At 55.9% G+C, this 22,035-nt stretch carries 17 protein-coding genes and 1 pseudogene; 13 read left to right on the top strand and 5 right to left on the bottom strand.

Annotation, left to right across the window (positions count from 1 at the left end; translation table 11 throughout):
* The first annotated feature begins 18 nt into the window (after positions 1-18).
* Both AC0LWM_RS16315 and AC0LWM_RS16320 read left to right on the top strand, forming a co-directional pair.
* Complete coding sequence (locus tag AC0LWM_RS16315) at positions 19-1,764, top strand: cache domain-containing sensor histidine kinase (RefSeq protein ID WP_474676026.1); 1,746 nt, start codon at positions 19-21, stop codon at positions 1,762-1,764.
* Positions 1,757-3,382 carry a response regulator transcription factor gene (locus AC0LWM_RS16320; RefSeq protein ID WP_474676028.1) on the top strand — a complete coding sequence of 542 codons (1,626 nt, stop codon included), beginning with the start codon at positions 1,757-1,759 and terminating at the stop codon, positions 3,380-3,382. The genes AC0LWM_RS16315 and AC0LWM_RS16320 overlap by 8 nt, the downstream gene beginning before the upstream one ends.
* Positions 3,383-4,326: 944 nt before the next feature.
* Here AC0LWM_RS16320 and AC0LWM_RS16325 read toward each other — a convergent pair.
* The gene (locus tag AC0LWM_RS16325) at positions 4,327-5,508 is read right to left on the bottom strand and encodes an MFS transporter (RefSeq protein ID WP_474676029.1); all 1,182 of its coding nucleotides are present in this window, start codon (positions 5,506-5,508) and stop codon (positions 4,327-4,329) included.
* Positions 5,509-5,851: 343 nt separating this feature from the next.
* On the opposite strand from AC0LWM_RS16325, the gene AC0LWM_RS16330 reads away from it, so the two are divergent.
* The 8 genes and pseudogenes from AC0LWM_RS16330 (at position 5,852) to AC0LWM_RS16365 (ending at position 15,846) form a co-directional block, all read left to right on the top strand.
* Entirely contained in the window at positions 5,852-6,814 is a 963-nt protein-coding gene (locus tag AC0LWM_RS16330) for an aldo/keto reductase (RefSeq protein ID WP_474676191.1), read from the top strand.
* A gap of 334 nt (positions 6,815-7,148) precedes the next feature.
* Positions 7,149-8,546 carry a protein kinase domain-containing protein gene (locus AC0LWM_RS16335; RefSeq protein ID WP_474676030.1) on the top strand — a complete coding sequence of 466 codons (1,398 nt, stop codon included), beginning with the start codon at positions 7,149-7,151 and terminating at the stop codon, positions 8,544-8,546.
* 15 nt (positions 8,547-8,561) lie between these two features.
* Complete coding sequence (locus AC0LWM_RS16340; protein ID WP_474676031.1) at positions 8,562-9,848, top strand: PP2C family protein-serine/threonine phosphatase; 1,287 nt, start codon at positions 8,562-8,564, stop codon at positions 9,846-9,848.
* A 198-nt stretch (positions 9,849-10,046) separates the two neighbouring features.
* Positions 10,047-11,276 (top strand): annotated as a pseudogene (locus AC0LWM_RS16345) (trypsin-like peptidase domain-containing protein); the annotation flags it as partial.
* 20 nt (positions 11,277-11,296) lie between these two features.
* Positions 11,297-12,022: a PP2C family protein-serine/threonine phosphatase gene (locus AC0LWM_RS16350; protein ID WP_474676032.1), complete on the top strand. Its 726-nt coding sequence runs from the start codon at positions 11,297-11,299 to the stop codon at positions 12,020-12,022.
* A gap of 36 nt (positions 12,023-12,058) precedes the next feature.
* Complete coding sequence (locus AC0LWM_RS16355; protein WP_474676033.1) at positions 12,059-14,794, top strand: protein kinase domain-containing protein; 2,736 nt, start codon at positions 12,059-12,061, stop codon at positions 14,792-14,794.
* 134 nt (positions 14,795-14,928) lie between these two features.
* Entirely contained in the window at positions 14,929-15,543 is a 615-nt protein-coding gene (locus AC0LWM_RS16360; protein WP_474676034.1) for an FHA domain-containing protein, read from the top strand.
* Positions 15,544-15,660: 117 nt separating this feature from the next.
* Entirely contained in the window at positions 15,661-15,846 is a 186-nt protein-coding gene (locus AC0LWM_RS16365; protein ID WP_474676035.1) for a hypothetical protein, read from the top strand.
* Between the two features lie 61 nt (positions 15,847-15,907).
* Here AC0LWM_RS16365 and AC0LWM_RS16370 read toward each other — a convergent pair whose 3' ends face one another.
* Positions 15,908-16,570 carry an HAD family hydrolase gene (locus AC0LWM_RS16370; protein WP_474676036.1) on the bottom strand — a complete coding sequence of 221 codons (663 nt, stop codon included), beginning with the start codon at positions 16,568-16,570 and terminating at the stop codon, positions 15,908-15,910.
* A 341-nt stretch (positions 16,571-16,911) separates the two neighbouring features.
* Here AC0LWM_RS16370 and AC0LWM_RS16375 point away from each other — a divergent pair, with 341 nt between their 5' ends.
* The 3 genes from AC0LWM_RS16375 to map all read left to right on the top strand — a co-directional run bounded on the left by AC0LWM_RS16375 (position 16,912) and on the right by map (position 18,887).
* The gene (locus AC0LWM_RS16375; RefSeq protein WP_474676037.1) at positions 16,912-17,202 is read left to right on the top strand and encodes a LiaF transmembrane domain-containing protein; all 291 of its coding nucleotides are present in this window, start codon (positions 16,912-16,914) and stop codon (positions 17,200-17,202) included.
* A 52-nt stretch (positions 17,203-17,254) separates the two neighbouring features.
* Positions 17,255-17,950, top strand: coding sequence for a PspA/IM30 family protein (locus AC0LWM_RS16380; protein ID WP_474676038.1), 696 nt, complete (start codon positions 17,255-17,257; stop codon positions 17,948-17,950).
* A 190-nt stretch (positions 17,951-18,140) separates the two neighbouring features.
* Positions 18,141-18,887, top strand: a complete 747-nt coding sequence (map, locus tag AC0LWM_RS16385) for a type I methionyl aminopeptidase (protein ID WP_474676039.1) — start codon at positions 18,141-18,143, stop codon at positions 18,885-18,887.
* Positions 18,888-18,996: 109 nt separating this feature from the next.
* On the opposite strand, the gene queF is transcribed toward map, so the two are convergent.
* The 3 genes from queF to AC0LWM_RS16400 all read right to left on the bottom strand — a co-directional run bounded on the left by queF (position 18,997) and on the right by AC0LWM_RS16400 (position 21,972).
* Positions 18,997-19,494, bottom strand: a complete 498-nt coding sequence (queF, locus tag AC0LWM_RS16390; protein WP_474676040.1) for a preQ(1) synthase — start codon at positions 19,492-19,494, stop codon at positions 18,997-18,999.
* Positions 19,475-20,164 (bottom strand): queuosine precursor transporter, encoded by a 690-nt coding sequence (locus AC0LWM_RS16395; protein WP_474676042.1) that lies wholly within the window; start codon positions 20,162-20,164, stop codon positions 19,475-19,477. Before AC0LWM_RS16395 ends, queF begins: the two co-directional genes overlap by 20 nt.
* A 239-nt stretch (positions 20,165-20,403) precedes the next feature.
* Positions 20,404-21,972 carry a DEAD/DEAH box helicase gene (locus AC0LWM_RS16400; RefSeq protein WP_474676044.1) on the bottom strand — a complete coding sequence of 523 codons (1,569 nt, stop codon included), beginning with the start codon at positions 21,970-21,972 and terminating at the stop codon, positions 20,404-20,406.
* Positions 21,973-22,035 lie beyond the last annotated feature (63 nt).

Raw genomic sequence — 22,035 nt, forward strand, 5'->3', positions numbered from 1 at the left:
GCCGTCAGGTGGGGAAATATGAACATTCGAACATCGCTCCGAGCGAAGCTGATCGCCGGTTTTGTCGCGGTTGCCGTGCCTTTGATCGTGCTGCTGCTGTATAACAATCTGTACGCCTCCGATGTCGTGCGGGAGCAAGTCGCGGAAACGAACAAAAAGCTGCTGATGCTCTACTCGAACCGGATCGAAGCGGCGTTGTCCACGCAAAGCAACTATTTATACAATTTGGCGACGCAGGATTACAATTTCGCCGCACTCGCGGCCGGCGCGGAGGATTCCGACCGGTATTTCTACGCCAAAAACGCCTTATACGGCTTATTGTCTTCCGCTATCAGCTACCATGATCCGGCGTCAATGTTTTTCGTGTATTACAAGGACAAAAAGGATTTTTTCTCGACCCCGGTCGTCGGTTTGAACAATTATAACGCGGAAGAAACGCTGAAAACTTCGATTAAGGACATTCTTGGGCATATGAAGCAGGGGAGCTCCGTGTACTACAAGTGGAATCTGCTCGAATACGCCGGACAACATGCGCTCATCCGCATCGTGCCGACGGAATTCGGCTCTTATATCGGCACGGTCGTCATCCTGAACCGGCTCATGATTCCGCTGGACTTGATTCAAGCGCAAGGCGAAGGTTTCGCGGTGTTCGTGTCGGATGATGGGAAAGCGCTTGCGAGTGGAAGCACCGGCGATTTGACCCAGGAGCAGCTCGAAGCGATCCCGTATGATCCGGAGCAATTTTACCAGACGGTCAAAGGCGCCAATGAATCGTATATCGCGGTCAGCAATCCGTTGCCGTCGGCCGGACTGCGGCTGGTCGTGCTTATTCCGGAGCGCCAATTGCTGCAGCAGCTGCCTTTTTTCAAAAAATTGATCTATATCGTGCCGATCGGCGGAGGTATTCTTCTGCTCTTGTACCTGCTGTTCCTGAACCGCGGCATCCTGCGGCCGATCAACGAGCTGACGCGCGGGATGCGCCGGATCAGGCAGGGTGACTTGAACGTCCGGCTGCCGGAGGACCAGACGAAGGATTTCGTCTTGATCAACGAAACGTTCAACGAAATGGCCTCGCAAATCCAGCAGCTGACGATCGACGTTTACGAGGAGCAGATCAAAGCGCACAAAGCCGAGCTGAAACATTTGCAGGTGCAGATCAACCCGCATTTCCTGCTTAATTCCATCAACATCATTTATAGTTTGAGCAAAATGAAAAATTATGACCTGATCGAACAAATGTCGCTGCATCTCGTCAAATATTTTCGGTTCGTCACCCGAACGGGCGTATCCCAAGTGACACTGGCGGAGGAGCTGGAGCACCTGGAAAGCTATTTCCGGATTCAGCAGCTTCGGTTCCCGGACCATATGACGTACCGCATTTCCGTTGATCCGGTACTCCGGACAGCGCTTATTCCGCCGCTCATCCTGCAGCCGTTCGTCGAAAATTCGATGAAGCACGGCTTTGAAATGGGCGACCAGCCGTTCCATATTGCGGTCGACGTGAAGGTTGACGGACAAGATTATTATGAAGCGACGATCGCAGACAACGGCAGCGGTTTTGCGGAGGACATTTTGGCGGAGCTGCAGTCGGGGCGGTATTTTGCCGGGGAAGGCGATCTTCATCTCGGCATCTGGAACGTGCACCATCGGCTGTTGCTGCAATATCCGCGGGCGGAAGTGACGTTCGGGAACGCGCAGGAAGGCGGTGCGGTCGTGCGAATTCGGATTCCGATTCAACATTTGGAGGGCGTTCATCATGTATAAATTATTGATCGTCGACGACGAGCGGTATGCCGTGCAAAGCTTGAAGGCGGGCGTGGACTGGGCGAAGCTGGGCATCGATGAGGTGCATGTGGCCTACAACGTCAAGGAAGCGATGGCCATCTTCGAGACGACGCCGATCGACGTCATGCTGTGCGATATCGAAATGCCGAAGGGAACGGGACTGGAGCTGACCGCCTGGGTGAACGAAACGTCGCCGGCGACGGAAACGATCTTCTTGACCTGCCACGCCGACTTCGCGTTCGCGCAAAAAGCGATACAGCTGAACAGCTTCGACTACTTGCTCAAGCCGGTCGATTACGGCGTGCTAGCGTCGACTGTCGCCGCTGCGCTCGAGAGCATCAAAGACGAACGGAATCAGGAAAAGTACAAAACGTATTACGATTTGTGGCAGACGAAAAAAAACGTGCTCACCGAAAAGTTCTGGCAGGACTTGTTCTCGCGACGAATCGCGGTAACGGGCGAGAATTTGCCGAAGCTTGCGGACGAATACCAGCTTCCGCTAAGGCAGGATAGCCGGGTACTGCCGTTGTTCATCAGCATCGAGCGGTGGAACAAGCATCTGGATGCGCGGGACGAAGAAGTGATGGAGTACGCGCTGCGCAATGCCGCGGCCGAGCTGCTCTTAACCGGGGGCGCTGGCGAAGTGGTGCAGGTGAAGAGCGGCATCAACGTAGCGGTGCTGTACGGCGGCGAGTCGACGGCGCTGCCGGAGCGGGAGGAGCTGCGCGAGCGGTGCCGCAAGTACATTGAGGCGTGCGCAACGTATTTTTACTGCGAGGTGTCTTGTTACGTCGGCTTGCCTTCGCAGGTTGCGGAAGCTTGCGCGACGTACGCGAAGCTGCTGGACATGGAGTACAACAACGTGAATAAAGCGAAGGACGTCTATTTCTTGCATGATATGCAGGATGGAGATAGAGGCGGTGACGGGCCGGCGGCATCCGTCGAGCTGCCGGTGTTCTCCGCATGGGCCGCGCTTATCGAGCAGGGCAACAAATCGCAGGTCGATTCGCTAATCGCCGAAACGTGTGGAGTGTTGAGCCGAGGGACGGGGTTAAGCGCCAGGACGCTCGGCGAATACTACGACGGATTGCTGCAAATGATCCATTACGTGCTGCAGAAAAAAGGGCTGTCGGCGCATGCTCGGCTAACCGCCGCCAGCGTGCCGGAGCGTGCCGCGGCGACCCGGTCGGTCGCGCAGCTGGAGGCGTGGGCGCACCGGGTAGTGGCGGCCGTGCTCGAGGAGCCGGCCGAGGCTGCCGGCCAGGACTCGATCATCCTGCGCGCGAAGCAATACGTCGCCGACCACCTGCGGGAGGACATCAGCCGCGAGGAGTTGGCGTCGCATGTGTTCGTCAATCCGGCGTACCTGTCGCGGCTGTTCAAGAAGGAAACAGGCGAATCGCTGACCGACTACATCCTGCGGGAGCGGATGAAGCAGGCGAGGGAGCTGATCGTCGGCTCCACGATGCCGGTCAGCGACATCGCGTTGTCGCTCGGCTACAGCAACTTCTCCTACTTCTCCAAAATGTTCAAGAAGGTCTACGGGATGAACCCGCAGCACTACCGCCGCGCCTCGCGCCAGTCGGTCGGGCTGTGAGGTTGGGACTGGTTCGAGCGGCTGTAGATCGTTAAGGCAGGTGGATGGCAAGCCAGGGACGCGGGCCAGTTGAGTAGCGGCAGGAGGTCAAGTCGACGGAGCCTCCTACTGGCTGTTCACCTTCGTTCAACAAACAACTGGAAAATATGTAGTTAAATTAACGCGTATATGCCGATTTTCGATAATTAAATGGATTTTATGTAGTTAATATGAGGGGTTTCTCCGATTAAAGGGGAAAACCGAAAAATTAACTACATGTTTTCCAGTTAATATCCTCAATACGGCGTTGTCAGAGAAAATAACTACAGGTTTTCCAGTTAATTTTTCGGAGTAAGCGGCGAAGTAGGGCTAGGATGCCTGAAGTAACCCGGTATATAGGAGTAGGGTTCAGAGATTGAACAGGAAAAGAGTAATATTAGTTTGAGTGATATGAAGTAGCTGTGGTTGAGGTGCTCGAGAGACCCGGTTTATCGGAATAGAGTTCGTAGATTGAGCTAGGGAAAAGAGTAATATTAGTTTAACTGAGGCGGAGTGGCAGGGTGTTGAGGTGCTTGAGAGTAACTTGGATATCGTAGTTGGTACTTGGCAGGAACTAGGTTTATCTGAATAGCGCGTAAAGGTTGGGTCTGGGATAATGTTAGATGTAGGGTGGCCATGGTGATACTGTATGGAGAGTTGGAAGAGTAGCTGCGGATCGCCATCGAGCACAAAGATGAATGAGTCCGGGGTGTAAGTAAATCCGCTTTTTCAAAAGAATTTTATTCTAACTGCGTGAATCCTGCATCCAAGAGAAAAGCAACCAACCATTTTGAATCGACTCGATTCGAAATGGTTGGTTGTCTTGCCGTATGCCAGCCGACAATACCGAGCCGACAATACCGTGCCGACAGTGCCGTGCCCACGGTACCGTCCCCCCGTGCTGCGCCATAGCGCCGGCGGGCCGCCTATCGGCTCTCGTTGCCGCTGAAAATACGGAACGGGAACGCGACGTAGAATAAACCGATCAAGCCGAACAGGACGGCGCTGATCAAGACGGTTTTCGTCTCGCCGAACGTGCCGGCAAGAACCCCGCCGAGCACCGGGCCGATCATGACGCCGATGCCTTCGACGGTGGAGAAGATGCCCCAGCCGAGCCCCTGCTGCGTCTTCGGGACGTATTGCGCCAGCAGCGCGTTCCAGGCTGGAAGCACGGCGGAATAGGAGACGCCGAGCACGACGGCGTAGATTAGGCAAACGGCCAGCGTCGGATTCTGCGTCAAGGCGTACAGCGCAAGCGCGAAGATGGAGAAGCCGACGACGAGGAACCATTTTTTGCCGAAGGCGTCGGACAGCTTGCCCATCGGAATGAGCGCGACGACCGTGCAGCCGCCGCCGATGAGCAGCAGCAGCGAATAATGCGTGCTGGACAATCCAAGGCTATGCTCGGCGAAGCTCGGCAGGATCGGGACGAGCATGCTGGCGCCGGTCGTCTGCAGGATCATGCCGGGCAGCAGCAGCTTCATCGCCTTGAGCCTGTCCCACAAAATATGCAGCTGTTCGCGGAAGGGAAGCGACGTCATCGACGTCATTTTCTGATTCGTCACGAACAACGATAAGATCCATGCGGCAAGCGACAGGATCGTGAGCGTCCAATACGTGAACACGTGGCTAAGGTCCATGATGACGTTGGCGACAACCGGTCCGGAACCGAGGCCGACAAGCCATATCGTATACAGGAAGCCCATCTGGGTGGCGCGTTTCTCTTCGGTAACTTTGCTCAGGCAAACGATCCAAATCGGCGAAATGCCGACGCCGTACAGCGCGGAGGCCAGAATGAACAGCCAAGCCGCATCCGCGTATTGCAGCAGGAAAACGCCGACGAGCGAGACGAAAAGTCCGGTATGGACGATAAAACGGATCGAAAATCGGTCAAGCAGGTAGCCGATCGCCATCTTAAGGGCGGTGTCGGTCAAATAATGGGCCGTGATCGCAATGCCGATAATTTCGACCGAGATATGGAGCACCTTTTCCCCGTAAATCGGCAAAAAACTGATAAGGGCCGCACCCCGCACGAACTCGACGATAAATAAAATGACGGCATACAGCATAATTTCTTTTTGGGATGATATGTTCCGCAATAAACTCACAGGATTCTCCTTCTGTTCCGGCGTTGTGGATAATGCTGGATAATAACCTAGTCTATTATATATCATAATTCGTCGTCTATAAAACGAACGACCCGGCATGAAAGTTTCGTCCGAAGGGAGATCCTGAGGTGCACTGAGATGTCTAGGTGAGAAAAGGTAGGAGTGCGCGATGCGCGCACGGTTGTACTACCGGTTACCGACAAGCTCCAACCTCGAAGCGTTAGCGTAGGAGGCTGGAGTGACTCCTTTCCATTTGCGGGCGCATTCTTTATACTTTGAACTGCAGGCTTCGTGCACGATCATACAATGAATCTAAGGAGGATGTTTCGTGAAGTATACGACAATGGGCAGAACGGGATTGCGGGTCAGCCGCTTGTGTCTCGGAACGATGAATTTCGGCGTGCATACCGAAGAAAAAGAGGCGTTCCGCATGATGGACGCCGCGCTGGATGCGGGCATCAACTTTTTTGATACGGCGAATATTTACGGCTGGGGCGAAAAATCCGGTCTGACGGAGACGATCATCGGCCGCTGGTTCAAGCAGGGCGGGGGACGCCGCGAGAAGGTCGTGCTGGCGACGAAAGTGTACGGCGACATGCATGATAAGCTCGACGGGCCGAACGATGAAGTCGGGCTGTCCGCTTACAAAATCCGCCGCCATCTGGAAGGCTCGCTGCGCCGGTTGCAAACCGATTTTATCGAACTGTACCAGATGCATCACGTGGATCGCAGAGTGGGATGGGATGAGCTGTGGGGCGCTTTCGAAACGGCGGTGCAGCAAGGTAAAATCGGATACGTCGGTTCCAGTAACTTTGCTGGCTGGGACCTCGCCGTTGCGCAAGGCGAAGCAAAAGCGCGCGGTTTCCTCGGTCTCGTGTCCGAGCAGCACAAGTATAGTTTGCTGTGCCGCTTGCCGGAGCTTGAAGTGCTGCCTGCGGCGAAGGGACTAGGCCTCGGCGTCATTCCGTGGAGCCCGCTGGAAGGCGGCTTGCTTGGCGGCAATGCGCTGAAAGGCGTCGGTCTGCGCGGCATCAGCAATCAGGAGCGCGTCGAGAAGCTGCGTCCGCAGCTGGAGGCATTCTCGGCGCTGTGCGCGGAGCTCGGCGAACGCGAGGATGTCGTTGCGCTTGCCTGGATGCTCGCGAACCCGGTTATCACCGCGCCGATTATCGGCAGCCGGACGGCGGAACAGCTCGAAAGCTCGCTGCGCGCCGTCGAGGTGGAGCTGGATGCGGCGACGCTCGCCCGGCTCGACGAAATTTTCCCGGGTCCCGGCGGAGATGCGCCAAAAGCTTACGCTTGGTAACCGCCGCTCGTGGATACAACGAAGAACGCTGCAACTCCTTCGCGCTTATAAGGCGCGGGGGATTTTTTTTGCGACAATCGAATTGGATCATTCACCCCGATTTCCCAAAAAAAGCTGTAGCGGCGCAGGTTTTAGCCCATTATTAGGAAGGAAAACTGTTGTAATATGGAACTGGCGTAGTATAATATGATGTAGGAAAATAGTGCTAAAGGTGGAGCGGACATTTTGATTTCAACCATACCGTTGTTACGAATAGACGGGATCGTTAACGAATAACCCTTAAAGGATGCTTTTAGGGTTGTTTTTTTTGTTCAAAACGGCTGGGGGGGACGGGATGAACAGGCTTTGCATGGGGTGCATGGAGTCGAAGGGCGATATCGCGAATTGCCCGCGCTGCGGATGGCCGGAAGGGGCTCCGGCGCAATCGCCGATCCATCTGGAGCCGGGGACGAGAGTCGGCAACGGCCGTTACGTGTTAGGCAGGGTGCTCGGACACGGAGGCTTTGGGATTACGTATTTGTCCTTCGACTTTGAGCTTGGACGGAAACGGGCGGTCAAAGAATATTTGCCTCGCGATTTTGCGACAAGAGGATCTCAGCAAAAGCAGGTAACGGTATACTCGGCCGATGACTTTCGGCACGGTCTGAATAAGTTTCTCGATGAGGCGAACGTGCTCGTAAGGTTCGCGGACCATCCGGGGATCGTTTCGGTGCTCGATTTTTTCGCCGAAAACGATACGGCTTACCTTGTTATGGACTACCTTGAAGGATTGACCTTCAAACAATATCTCGATCAACAGGGCGGCAGTTTGCCGGCCGAAACGGCGCTTGCGATCATGATGCCGGTCATGGACGCTTTGGAAGAAGTGCATTCGACCGGGCTGCTGCATCGCGACATAAGCCCGGACAACATCTACATTACATATGGCAAGCAGGTAAAGGTGCTTGATTTTGGAGCGGCCAGGCATGCGATGCGGGAGCACAGCAAAAGCTTGTCCGTTATTTTGAAGCCGGGTTATGCGCCGGAGGAGCAATACCGCACTCGCGGCAAGCAAGGTCCATGGACCGACGTGTACGCGGTTGCGGCAACGCTGTATCGGGCGATTGTCGGCCAAGTGCCGACGGAAGCGCTGGAGCGGTTGGAGGCGGATTCGTTGGCGCCCCCGTCGGCGTTCGGAATCGTCATCCGGCCGGACATGGAGGCGGCTATCATGAAGGCGCTTCACGTGCGGGCCGGGGACCGTTTCCAGACGATGCGCCAGTTCCAGCGTGCGATTACAGGTTCGCCGGTTTCCGCGCAGGCGGATGGGGCGCTCGAGGCGCGGCACTATCGCGAAGAGAATGACGACCGCCGCCAGGCTGCGGGGAGCGGGCAATCCGCGGCCCCGGTCGAGGGATATGGGGATCGGCTCGCGGCAGATCGCCCTTTCCGAGAACAAGCCGAAGGGATCCAAGCAGGGCCTGGACCGGTTCAGGCGAATGCGCCGCTGCCGCTTGCGGGCACGGAAAATGCTCATGCGGACCAGCAGGCGACCACGTCGATGGTGCTCGGCATCGTATCCATCCTATTCTCCTCGATTCCGATCATCAGCTTGATTGCCGGCATCGTCGGGCTCGTCGCGGTGAAGAAGGGCAAGTTGTCCGTACGCCGCCAAGGCCATGCCAAAGCGGGCCAGATCATGTCCATTATCGGCATCGTTCTTGCGATATTGGTTGTCGTATCGAGATTATAACAGGGAGTGTTGGCATTGGGGGAACTGGAATTGCGAACAAGGCTTCTTGCTGCAAGGCTGACGGCGCTTGCGGGCGCGCTGCTCTTGCTGCTCGCGCTGTTTAGCGTGGAGCCGGCGGCGGCCGAAGGGCAGGAGCGGGCGGCTCATACTGCGAGCCTCGCGATGAATCAAGCCGGTACGAAGAAGCCGCTAATGATGCGGCTCGCCGAACGCGCCGAAGTCGGGCTCGCTTGCGAAGATTGCGTGGCCGGCGAAGCCATCAGGCTGCGCGACAAGGATGCCGTGGCGGCCGAGTTCATGCCGCCGGGCGCAGCGGCGGCTGACGCCGGCACCGGCACCGGCTTCCGCTGGCAGCAGCCGGTCGTCATCGCAGCGATCGCCGCGGGCTGCGTCCTGATCGGCGCGGCGGCCGGCTGGGCGATCCTGCGGCAGCGCCGGCGTCGCCGGCTGAGCGCGGCGCATGCCGGCGTCGTCGCCGACGCAGCGGCACAAACGGCCGCGGCCGTGCCGACCCGGCAAGGGGAAGCCGCAGCCGCCAGGCGAATCGTGCCGGGCAACGCCCAGCATGTCGGGGCCCGGCAGGAGCAGCAGGATGCGTTCGGCTTCTCCGACTTCGACGATGCGGCGCTGGTCCGGCGATTCGGTACGTACGCCGTACTGGCGGACGGCATGGGGGGACTCGCCATGGGCCGCGAAACGAGCAATTTGGCCGTTCGCGCCATGCTGGCCGAGCTTGCCGCCGTGACCGAAGGCGAGCCGATCCCGGAAGCGCTGCGCCGTTCGGTGCACCGTACGAACGCGGCGGTGTACCAGCTGGCGGTAGATAACGGTATGGAATGGAATTTAGGCACCACGCTGCTTGCCGCGGTCATACGGGACGAAGGGCTTTACTGGGCTTCCGTCGGCGACAGCCGAATCTATTTATACCGCGCCGGTTCATTGTCCCAACTCACGACGGATCATGTGTACGCGCGCCAGCTGAACGAGCAGGTGAAGCAAGGCGTAATATCGCGCGCCGAAGCGGAGCGGCATCCCGAACGCCACACGCTTACGAGCTATCTCGGCATTGCGGAGGTGCAGGAAATCGACCAGAATTTGCGGGCGTATCCGCTCCGGACGGGCGATTGCATCGTGTTGTGCAGCGACGGAATGTACGGATCGGTGAGCGAGCACGAAATGATTCAGTGTCTGATGAGCGGCGATAATCCGCAAAGCATGGCGGAGCTGCTCGTTCAAGCGGCCTTGTCGAAGGGCAGGGCGAATCAGGACAACGTGACGGTTGCGATATTAGCATACAGGTAAGAGGAGGTAAACGCGCAAATGAAGGCAATGATTCGGAAGATAGCAAGCTTCGGCATCATCGGGGTATTTTTGTTCTTGAGCTATGCTCCGATCGTCTCCGCGGATGCGGTTCAAGACCGTATATTAAAGGTGCGCAATAGCGTCGTTCGAATCGTGAACGTTACGGCGGACAATCAAATGTTCATCGGTACGGGATGGCCGGTCGGCAAAACGTCGCCGGTGAAATATTTTGTAACCAATCATCATGTCATCGAAGGCGCCGCCAAAATATACGTGCACCACGACGATCGGCAGGATACGTTCATACCGGCGAAAGTCATCGATTTCTCTTCCTTGAACGAAAAAGATTTGGCGATTCTGGAGCTGGAGCAGCCGCTTGATATCGATCCGTTTAAAGTGTTGACGAGCGATAAGGTAAGCCCTGTCGAGCACGTGTGGACGTTAGGCTTTCCGGGACTTGCCGACGAGGCGTTCGGGAAAACGGATATCGACTCCCGGCCGGAGAACGTGACGATCAATCAAGGGAATATCAGTAAATTCGTCGAAGATAAAGTCCAAGGACGGAAGATGTATCAAGTGAATGCCGCGATTAACCACGGCAACTCCGGCGGTCCTTTAGTCAACGATAACGGGGAAGTCATCGGCATCAATACGATTACGATACGAGGCGAGGACGCGCAAGGATTGTTCGGCGCGGTTCAAGTGGATGAAGTGCTCCCGATGCTGGAGAAGAACGGGATCGGCTACTTGCTTGCGGATGGCACGGGCAACACCGGCAACACAGGCAACAAAGAAGAACCCGGCAAGGGAGGGGACCGTTCCGCGGCTCCAGCTGACAGCTCCTCCGGCAGCATCATGGAGAAAATCGGCTATGTCGTCGGCATCATCGTCGTGATCGGCATCATCGTCCTCATCGTCGTCGCGGTCGCCAAAAACAACAAAAAGCAGCAAGCGCTCGGCATGGGCGGCGGGCCGGGTCCCGGACCGGGTCACGGTTCCTCCATTCCGCAGCCGCCGCCGAATACGCCGAATACGCCGAATACGCCGAATACGCCGTATATGGCTACGCCCGATCCGAACCAAGGCCGAGGGGCCGTGGCCGTGCCTTCCGGTCCGCCGTCGCTGCATGGATTATCCGGCGAATTTGCCGGAGGCTCGTTTGACTTGACGGCGGGACCGATTGCGATCGGCCGCGATCCGCTGCAGAGCCAGCTCGTTTTCTCGCCGGGCACGACGGACGTCAGCCGCAAGCATTGCACGATTCAGTACGACGGCCTGAACAAACAGTTTATTCTGGAGGACAACGGCTCCTCGAACGGCACGTATTTGCAGTCCGGGGAACGGCTCGTCCCAGGTAAGTATTACGTTCTTCAGCCCGGGGACCGGTTTTATGTGGCGAACCCGAAATACAACTTCGAAGTGAGATAAGCGAATAGGAGAAGACGCAAATGAAATTTACGGCGGCCATGAGCAGCGAAGCGGGAGGGCGCAAGATCAACGAGGATTATTGCGACTACGTGCAATCCGGCGGCTTCGGCTGTTGGGTTGTCGCCGACGGACTCGGCGGACACGAAGGCGGCGAATACGCCTCGCGCATCGCCGCCTCGCGCATTATCGAAGCGGCCGGGCGCAAGGAGCTGCATTCGGAAGCGATTCTGCGGCACTACATCCAGGAAGCGCAAGAAGCGCTGCACGCCTATCAGAAGCAGGACAAACGGCTTGCTTCGATGCGCACGACGATCGTTTGCCTCGTCTCCGATTACCGGAAGGTCGCCTGGGCGCACGTCGGCGATTCGCGGTTATACCAGTTCCGCGACGGCTTGGTCCGGACGCAAACGAAGGATCATAGCGTCTGTCAAAGCCTGGTGAATATCGGCGAGATCACGGCAGAGCAAATCCGCCATCACGAGGACCGCAGCCGATTGCTGCGCGTGCTGGGCGCGGAAGGCGAAGCGAAGCCGGACGTCGGGCCTCCCGAAGCCGCCAAGCCTGGCGATGCCTATCTGCTATGTACCGACGGCTTGTGGGAATACGTGACGGAGACGGAAATGGAGATCGATTTGGCCAAATCGGCTGATCCGCGGCAATGGCTTTCCATGATGGAAGAACGGGTGCTGGGAAGGGCCAAGGCCGGGCATGACAATTATTCGGCGATAGCGATATTTGTAGAATAAAAAAGCTCGTTTATTATACGAAAAGATGGTGAAACGATGGATCTTCAGCACCTGTGCATGGGCTGCATGACGCCCAAAGGGGACGTCGACGTTTGCCCGTCCTGCGGTTTTGTCGAAGGAACCCCGCCGGAAACGCCGCAGCATCTTGCGCCCCGCACGATCGTAAACGGCAGGTACTTGCTCGGCCGCGTTCTCGGTCAGGGCGGCTTCGGCATTACGTATTTGGGATGGGATATGAATCTTGACATCAAGCTGGCCGTCAAGGAATATTTGCCTCGCGATTTCGCGACCCGGACGGCGGAGCAAACGCAAGTGTCCGTCTACTCCGGCGACTACAAGGAACATTTTCAATATGGTCTCGAGAAGTTTTTGGAGGAAGCGAAAATACTCGCTCAATACAACAACGAGCCCGGGATCGTATCGGTTCGCGACTTTTTCCGCGAAAACGGCACCGCTTATCTCGTCATGTATTATTTGGAGGGCATTACGTTCAAGCAGTACTTGGAGCAAATGGGGGGCAAAATCCCGTTCGAATCGGCCCAAGCGATCATGATGCCCGTGCTCGACGCGCTGAAGGAAGTGCACCGCAACGGCTTGCTGCACCGGGACATCAGCCCGGACAACATTTACATTACGACGCAGCGTCAAGTGAAGCTGCTTGATTTTGGCGCGGCGCGGCATTCGGTGACGGAGCATAGCAAGAGCCTGTCGGTCATTCTGAAGCCGGGGTACGCCCCGGAGGAGCAATATCGGACGAAAGGCAAGCAAGGGCCATGGACGGACCTGTACGCCGCGGCGGCAACGTTGTACCGCGCGATTGCGGGTCAGGTGCCGCCAGACTCGCTCGATCGGATGGACGAGGATACGCTGGAGCCGCCGTCGAAGCTGGGCATCGAAATCCCTGCGCATGCCGAGGTAGCGCTGATGAAGGCGCTCGCCTTGCGGGCGCCGCAGCGCTTCCAGACGATACAGGAATTTCAGTCGGCATTAACCGGCAGCGATGCGGGCTTCCCAAGCGGAACGGTACCTTCGTCCGTACCCCACGCCTCGGCTGGCGCAAGCGCAAATGCGGCGCCGCAAGATCCGGGCGTCACAGTGCCGATGCCGCAAGCCGCGCAGGCGGCACAGCAGCCGCCCCGTGATCCGAACGCGACGGTATACGCGCCGCAGGATCCGAATGCGACGATACATGTGCCGCATCAAACGCCTCCGGCGCAAGGCGCGAACGTGTATGCGGCCGGGCAGCAGCCTTCCCAAGGCGCGAATCCGTATGCCACCGCCGGGCAGCAGCCGCAGGGCAACGGCTGGCCGCAGCAAGGGATGCAGCAGGGGCAAGGGCCTTATGCGGGCATTCCGGTACACCCGCAAGGGCAACCGTACGGGTATCCGCCTCACGCGCAGAAGCCCAAAAGCTCGAGCGCCGTCATCTGGATCGTTCTGGCTTCGGTGTTTGGCGTTGTACTGCTTGGCGCGGTCGCTTTATTCCTGGTGTTCAGCAATGGATCGACCAAAATGCCGGATCTGGTCGGACTCACTGCGTCCGAAGCAAGAGCGGTCTTATACGATAAGAATATTACGTTCAAGGATGAGGAGAAATTTAGCGATACGATCGAGAAGGGCAAAATTATCGAACAATCGCCGCTCAAAGACGCCAAGCTGGAGAAGGGTCAGCTGGTGACGATCTATATTAGCAAAGGCAAGCAGCAACAGGTGTCCGGCACTACGCTGACGCCAAACGAGGAACAGCCCGTAGACGGCGGAACCGGGCAGACCGATCCGAATGAGCCCTCCCAAAACCCTGCAGAACCGGAACCGTCCGGCGTATCTGAGGACGAAGACGGCTTGCGCATGGATCAATTGTACGTTGCCGCGCGCGAAGGCTTGATCGAGAATTACGCGTTCCGCTTTTATCAAGTGGCGGATTTCAACGGTGACGGAACGAAAGAAATTACGCTTGGCTACACCGGCGACGACGGAAACTCCCAGGTCAACGTGTTCATGTGGAACGGGGCCGGGAACAATTTTGAGAATGTGGCGGTGTTTGACATTCCGGGACCGCTGTACGAGCTCGTATGGTCGCCCGGAGAAAACAATATGGACGTCGTATATGCCGTTTCGACGAAGGCGCTATATGAAATGCGTCTGGATCAAGGCGTAACGCCGGTAGTGGCCAAGGTCGATTTGCAATATCAGGCCGCGAACGTTTCCGTCGGCACGCTTGACGACGACGGACAAGTGGACTTGGCCGTTCTGGAGCAGAAAGACGACGGTACTTACCGGGTGTTCTATAACGTAACGAAAACCCCGTCGGACAAAGTGCTCGACATACAAGGCGGCGTCACGAACATGTTCTTGGCCGACCTGGACGGCAACGGGATCAGCGAGCTGATTTATTACGGCGACGATCTGAAGATGCATATTTGCGTGTGGGACGGCTCCAACTTCAAAGACAGCGTTTCGACGACATTCGGCGACGGACTGTTATCCAATTATTATCCGGCCGATATCGACGGCGACAAAGCTTTTGAGGTCGTTACCGTGAGCAATGTGAAAAATCATATGGAAGGCCGTTTATGGAAATGGGACGCGGCTCAGCAGGACCTCATTCTGACGAAGCTGTTCGACATGACGGGCAGCAGCGCCCATGCTTCCCCCGTTCTCGGCGACTTTGACGGAGACGGCAGCGACGATATTATGCTGCTGGATGTAGACGCGGCAAACGCGGACAATACGATGTATACGATATACCATGACGGAGCGCTGCAGCAATAGCTGCAGCCTTTCCGCATATACGCCGAATAGGACGGCGTCAGCCGTTTATCCTTCGTTTATCCTCGACTGGAAAGAAAAAGGCTTTCAACCAAGTCTTCGGACTGATATAATAAGTTTAATGAGGAGGTTTCCCCATGCAAAATATTCGCTGTCAACATGGTCATTTCTATGATCCGACCAAACATAGCTCATGTCCTCACTGCGGCATTAACATCGATCTGCCGATGCAACCTACGACGCCAAAGCAGCCGGAGGCATACGACTCCAATAAAACGGTGCCTAACCTTGCAGTAAATGGTCAGAATGTTCCGAATGTTGCCGGCATTCCGGATATGCCGCCCCGCCCGCTGGGAAACGGCGGCGACGAAGGCAAGACGGTAGGCATGTTCCGCAAGAAGCTTGGCATTGATCCTGTCGTCGGATGGCTTGTTTGCATAGGCGGACCTGACCGCGGCAAAGACTTCCGCTTGCGCAGCGAACGCAATTTTATCGGCCGGGGCGAGCATATGGATGTGCGTATTGCCGGAGACGATACCGTCTCGCGAGACAATCACGCCATCGTCAGCTACAATCCCAAGAAACAATTATTCCGTGTGTTTCCCGGGGAAGGCCGCGGCATCGTTTATTTAAACGAGGAGGAAATTATTACAGCTGAGGAGCTAAAACCAAGGGATGTTATCGAAATCGGGCAAACGAAGCTGATGTTTGTGCCATTTTGCGGAGAACAGTTCCAATGGGATACTGAATAATCGAATAACGAAACATTGGAACGGATATGGCAGCTCACCGGACTCGTCTTCACGTTGCGAATCGGACCGGCCCTAGTCGATTGATGCAATACGACCAACTTTTTTGGAGGGATCTGTATGGCGACGAAAGGTAACAATGAAGTCAAGGAAAGCGTGAAGGAGATGGCAAGAATTTTCCGACCTAGAGACCCGAGGAAGTTTGTGAAAGAATATATTCGCAAGTATCGTATAACGGGAGGCTATGAGGACGAGCTGACAACACTCGTGGAAAATGAACTAGCCAAATTGAAGTCGTCCGTGTAGCTCGCCGATCATCCATAAATAGAATGCCGTCTTCGCTCCTCGCGTTGACGGCATTTGTTCGTTATCGGGCATTCAGCGAAGCGATCAGCTCTTGCAAGTCGACGCCATGCATGGATTGGAGTCTCAAATCGTGTTCGCCGAATACAAGCCGATCCGTTGTCGGATTGGGCACGATAATACAGTGCATCCCGGCGCGTTTGGCCGCCAAAGCCCCGTTCGGCGAATCCTCGAAGGCGATCGCTTCCGAAGGAGCGACGTCAAGGGACGCGAGCGCACGTACATAGAGCTCGGGATCGGGTTTTGCGTTTGCAACGTCGTCTCGAGTCCATATGCATTCAAAATAGTCGATGATCCCGTATTGGGACAAGTAACCCGTTACCCACGCTCGCGTCGCGCTAGAGGCTAGGCCGATCCGGAGGCCAAGCCCCTGTGCGGATTGCAGAATCTCGCGAACGCCGGGACGGATGTCCCGATCTTGCATTAGCTTGTCAAAGGTTTCTTTGCGAAGATTGCGAACATCTTCCCGTACGAGCGGCTGCCCGACAAGTTGATCCAGGTGGTCGTACGGATTAAAGCCGCTGCCGTCCGTCCCGATCCATTTGCCCCATTCTTCCAGCTGCAGATCCTGGCCGTGCCGGCGGTAAATCTCACGGAACGTCTCGTACTCGGCGGTTTCGGTATCCAGAATCAATCCGTCAAAATCAAAAACGATCGCTTTGATCATTTCAATTTCCCCTTTGATTATTTTAAATACCCCAATCATACCGAATGCTTCTATAGAAGTCTATTACAAAGATGTCTATGAAAATTGCCTCCGACAAGCTGTCTGTTTGAATCGTTGTTATCCATTCCTGTTAGAAAAACGATCGACCTCGCCGCGCCGCGCGGATCCGCAGGTCGGAGATCGTACTGGACCTAGGTCCAGCAGCAAAAACCGTCGCCGGTCTGTTTTGGTAGCCTTCGAAATGGCCTACAATGAAAACATGAACGACGGAATGAAACGAACGGCACCAAACGAAAGCTAAGCGGTCGCTTCATCCGAGCGAAGGGAAGGTGGAATGGGACATGAGAGGAAACAAAGGATTGGCGATCGTGCTTATCGCTTTGGGCGCCATTATTTTGCTAGGGAAGATGGGATTCCTGATCGGTACGATTATCGGGTTGCTTATTCCGATTGCGATGGTGGTTGTCGGAGCGATGGCCATTAAGCGGGGAAGCGGCGTTATCGGATGGATCCTGGTCGTACTTGGCGCCATCGGCTTGCTCGGCAAGCTGTCCGGTATTATCGGGCTGCTGATCGCGATTGCTTTTATCGGATTCGGCATTTCCATGTTAACGAAACGACGGACATATTAATCGGCCGTTGTTAATAAACAAATCATATAAAAATACAAAGGAGATGGAACAAATGGGAGTATTTGCGCGAATTAAAGATATGACGAAAGCATCGGTTAACGAGGTTCTGGATAGCATGGAAAATCCGGTCGTGATGATGAATCAATATATCCGCGACATGGAAGAGGAAATTGCGCAGGCTGAAACGTCGGTAGCGCGTCAAGTGACGGAAGAACGCAGAATTCAAGCCCGCCTCGTAGAAGCTGCGCGCCTGAGCGCAGATCGCGAAGCACAAGCGGTCGCCGCGGTGAAGGATGGACAAGAGGAGCTTGCACGCAAAGCGTTGTCGGAGAAGCTTTACTTCGATCAGCAAGTAGTCGATCTGACGGAATTGTACACCCAATCGAAGGCGCAATCCGAAGAGCTCAGCCGTCAGCTGGAGGAAATGAAAGGCGAGTTTGCCCAAATGCGCAGCAAACGCGACGAGCTGGTATCCCGTGCTCAGCTCGCGAACGCGAGAAAGCAAATGGCGCAGATCAGCGCTTCGAACGTGATCGAAGGCGGCAACGCATCTCGTGGATTCCACCGCATGGAAGAAAAAATTATGCAGCTCGAAGTGGAAGCCGAGGTCATTCGCCGACCTTACACATCCGGCGTCAGCGCGACGCAGGTCGATGCCGTGAAGCAAGCGAAAGTCGACGAGCGGCTTGCTCAGCTGAAAGAAAAGCTTGCATCAGCATCCACGTCCGAGTCCGTATCCGCTGAATAATCAAAAAGCACATAACGAAACGCCGTCTTGTCTCCCCCCGGGCAAGGCGGCGTTTTTCCGTTATGAAGGGTTATTGCTGCCAAAGGATGCTAGGAAAACGGGCGTTTGCCCGGCTACATATTTCTAGACGATTTGTGGTATAGTTTAATAGTTAATTGTTGATCTTGCAGCAGTGGAGGGAAATTGCGACATGATTATTATAAAAACGATGGAAGAAATTTCGAAAATGCGCGAAGCGGGCAAAATTTTGGCCGCCTGTCATCAAGAGATCGCAGCCCGCATCGGCCCGGGCGTAACGACTTGGGAAATCGACGAATTCGCGGAAGCGTTCATTCGCCGCCATGGCGCAACGCCGGAGCAAAAAGGATATCACGGTTATCCTTATGCGACCTGCGCTTCGGTGAACGACGTCATCTGCCACGGCTTCCCCAAAAAAGAGCAGCTTCGTGACGGAGATATCGTCACGATCGATATGGTTGTCAATTTGAACGGCTGGTTGGCCGATTCCGCTTGGTCGTACGCGATCGGCAACGTTTCCGCCGAGGCGGAAAGACTGCTGAATACGACAAAGGAAGCTTTGTTTGTCGGGATTGAAAAAGCCGTAGTCGGCAACCGTCTCGGCGATGTGTCGAATGCGGTTCAGAAATATTCGGAAGAACGCGGATATTCGGTCGTCCGTCAGTTTATCGGCCACGGCATCGGCCAAGAAATGCACGAAGAGCCGCAGGTGCCGCACTACGGGCCGGCGGGCAAAGGGCCGCGCCTGAAAGAAGGCATGGTCTTTACGATCGAGCCGATGCTGAATATCGGTGCATACCAGGCGAAGGTCGATGCGGACGGCTGGACGGCGCGAACGATCGACGGCAGCTTGTCGGCGCAATATGAGCATACGATCGCGATTACGGCGAATGGGCCGATGATTTTGACGGAGCTGTAATCATGGGTATATTTATATAGGAAAAAACAGCAGCTTGGGCAGTAAATGTACTGTCTGGAGCTGCTGTTTTTTATGTTGTCGGTAACCTTGTAGTATGGTTAGCACCGGATTATCTGTTATCGATTTTTTCCGGATACATGTCGTGATTGTATAGTCTTTGACGTGCGACTTCGGCCCAAGGCGTTCCCGGCTTGCCGTAATTGCAATACGGGTCGATGCTGATGCCGCCGCGCGGCGTGAATTTGCCCCATACCTCGATATATTTCGGATCCATCTTGTCGATCAGATCGTCCATGATCGTATTAACGCACGTTTCGTGGAAATCGCCGTGGTTGCGGAACGAGAACAGGTACAGCTTCAGCGATTTGCTCTCCACCATCCGGACGTCGGGAACGTAGCTTATATAAATGGTCGCGAAATCGGGTTGTCCCGTCATCGGGCACAGGCTCGTAAATTCCGGACAATTGAATTTGACGAAATAGTCACGGTCTTGCTTCTTGTTGATGAACGTTTCGAGGATGTTCGGATCGTATTCCGAAGCGTATACGGTCTTCTGATTGCCGAGAAGGGTCAGCCCTTCGATCGGGTTATGCGGATTTTCGCTCATGCTGAGCAGCCTCCTTCGTATTCGATCTGGCCCAAGCGACCAATAAGTAAACAACCGGCGTGAACAGAACGCTCATGATGAGCTTAAGCGAATATTCGGTGCCGATGATCGTCCAAATCTCGGAAACCGACATCGTTCCGAAAAAAGCGACGAACGAAAATATAATCGTATCGATCAGCTGGCTGGCCATCGTGCTGGCGTTGTTGCGCAGCCATAGGTGACGGCCTTCGGTTTTTTGGCGCAAACCGAGGAACATGAAGATGTCCAGGTTCTGCGAGACGGAAAAAGCGACGACCGATGCGAGCACGATGCGCGGAACGCTGAGCAGGACGGATTGGAACATCGACTGGTCCTGATAGAAGGGTGCCCCGGGCATGTAAACGGCGATCGCGAACATTCCGGTCATGACGATGTTGGCGGCGAGCCCTGTCCATACCATGCGCTGGGCGACGCGCTTGCCCCAAACCTCCGAGACGGTATCGGCGATAACGAAGGTGAGCGGGTAAAAAATAATCGCCACGGTTGCGTAGGTGAAGCCGAAGCTGGCGATTTTCGTCGCTACGATGTTGGCTACCATGACGCAGCAAACGAACAGGCCCGATAAGTAGAGAAGCTTCGAAGAGCTTTTCTCGACGGGGAGAAACGGGATTAGTGCATTTTTTTTCGGCATTGGATGCCCTCCTAGTTTTGTTTTAACAGAGGCGGAGATTTCGAACTCTGTCGTAAAATAAGCTGCCTGCAGGCAGCGTCTAACATTATAACATGTATGCGGCATTCCGTCATGAATTCTCCTGTATTTTTGCGGGAGGAGCGAGGTGTTAAATGATGGATGCGGCAGGGGTGTCGGGGTATATACGGGCAAAAGAAAACTCCTTCACCTGATCAATGGTGAAGGAGTTGATGTCATGCTTACCGGCCGCGCCGTCTGCCACCGGCACCGCCCCGGTTGCCGCCCGGGCCGCCGCTGCGCCCGCCGGGGCGGCCGCCGCCGCCGCGCGAAGCGCCTGCCGCGCCCCGGCGCTCTGCGCTAGCGTCGCCACCGCGCGAAGCGCCTGCTGCGCCCCGGCGCTCTGCGCTAGCGTCGCCACCGCGCGAAGCGCCTGCTGCGCCCCGGCGCTCTGCGCTAGCGTCGCCACCGCGCGAAGCGCCTGCTGCGCCCCGGCGCTCTGCGCTAGCGTCGCCACCGCGCGAAGCGCCTGCTGCGCCCCGGCGCTCTGCGCTAGCGTCGCCACCGCGCGAAGCGCCTGCTGCGCCCCGGCGCTCTGCGCCAGCGCCGCCGCGCTTCGCTCCGGCGCGTTCACTCCGGCGCTCACCCGCCTGCTGACCGGCCGCTTGGCGCTTCCGGCCGGTCTTGATTACATCGCCGGAAGCGCTGCGCTTCTCAAGCCGCATCTGGATGCCTTTTTCGATCATGGCCAGCTCGTCCTTGTCTCTTGGCGATACGAACGTGACGGCAATGCCGCTTTCGCCTGCGCGGCCGGTACGGCCGATCCGATGAATATAGCTTTCGACATCGTGCGGAATGTCGTAGTTGTATACATGAGAGATGCCCTCGATATCCAAACCGCGCGCCGCGATATCGGTTGCAACGAGCAGGTGAAGCTTCGCTTCGCGGAATCGCTTCATGACCTGCTCCCGTTTCAATTGGGACAAGTCGCCGTGCAGCTCGTCGGCATTGTAGCCTCGCTCGACTAATGCTTCGCACAATGTGCTGGCCCGGCGTTTCGTCCGGCAAAAAATAATCGCGAGAAACGGCTGATGCTCGTCCAGCATCTTGCAAAGCGCATCCTGCTTGCCGCGATCGGTCGTTTCGACGGCGATTTGCTTAATTTCGTCGAGCGTCACCTTTTTGCTCTGAATGCTGACCTCCTGCGGACTTCGCATGAATCGGCTAGCCAGGTTACGCACTCCTTGCGGCATGGTGGCCGAGAACAGCATCGTCTGACGGCGCGACGAGCATACGTTCATGATCTGCTCCACTTCCTGCAGGAAACCCATATGCAGCATTTGATCCGCTTCGTCAAGTACCAGCGCGCTGATGTTGCCGAAGTGAACGGTTTCCCGCCGCAAATGATCGAGCAGCCGTCCCGGCGTTCCGATGACGATATGTATATTGCCCTTGAGCTTATGAATTTGACGTTCGACGTCTTGGCCTCCGTATGCCGCGAGAACGTTAGCCCCAATGACGGCCGCAAGTTTTTTTATCTCGCCCGTGATTTGCAGGGCAAGCTCCCGCGTCGGCGTAATGATAAGCGCTTGAACGTCCTTCGATTGAACGCGGATTCGTTCGAGAATCGGAAGCACGAAAGCGAGTGTTTTGCCTGTTCCGGTCTGCGCTTGCGCGATCAGGTCTTCGCCTTTTAATAGAAGCGGAATTGCCTCGGCTTGAATCGGCGTTGGCTCAACAACGCCACCCTCCGCAAGCACGTCCGCAATTTCCCGCCGAATGCCGAGCGATTGAAATGTTTGCTGTGACAAAGTTACAAACCCCTTTTGATTCGATTTCTAAACAGTATCTGTTAGAGTATAACACAGTTCGGA

The sequence above is a fragment of the Paenibacillus sp. sgz302148 genome (assembly GCF_056120465.1).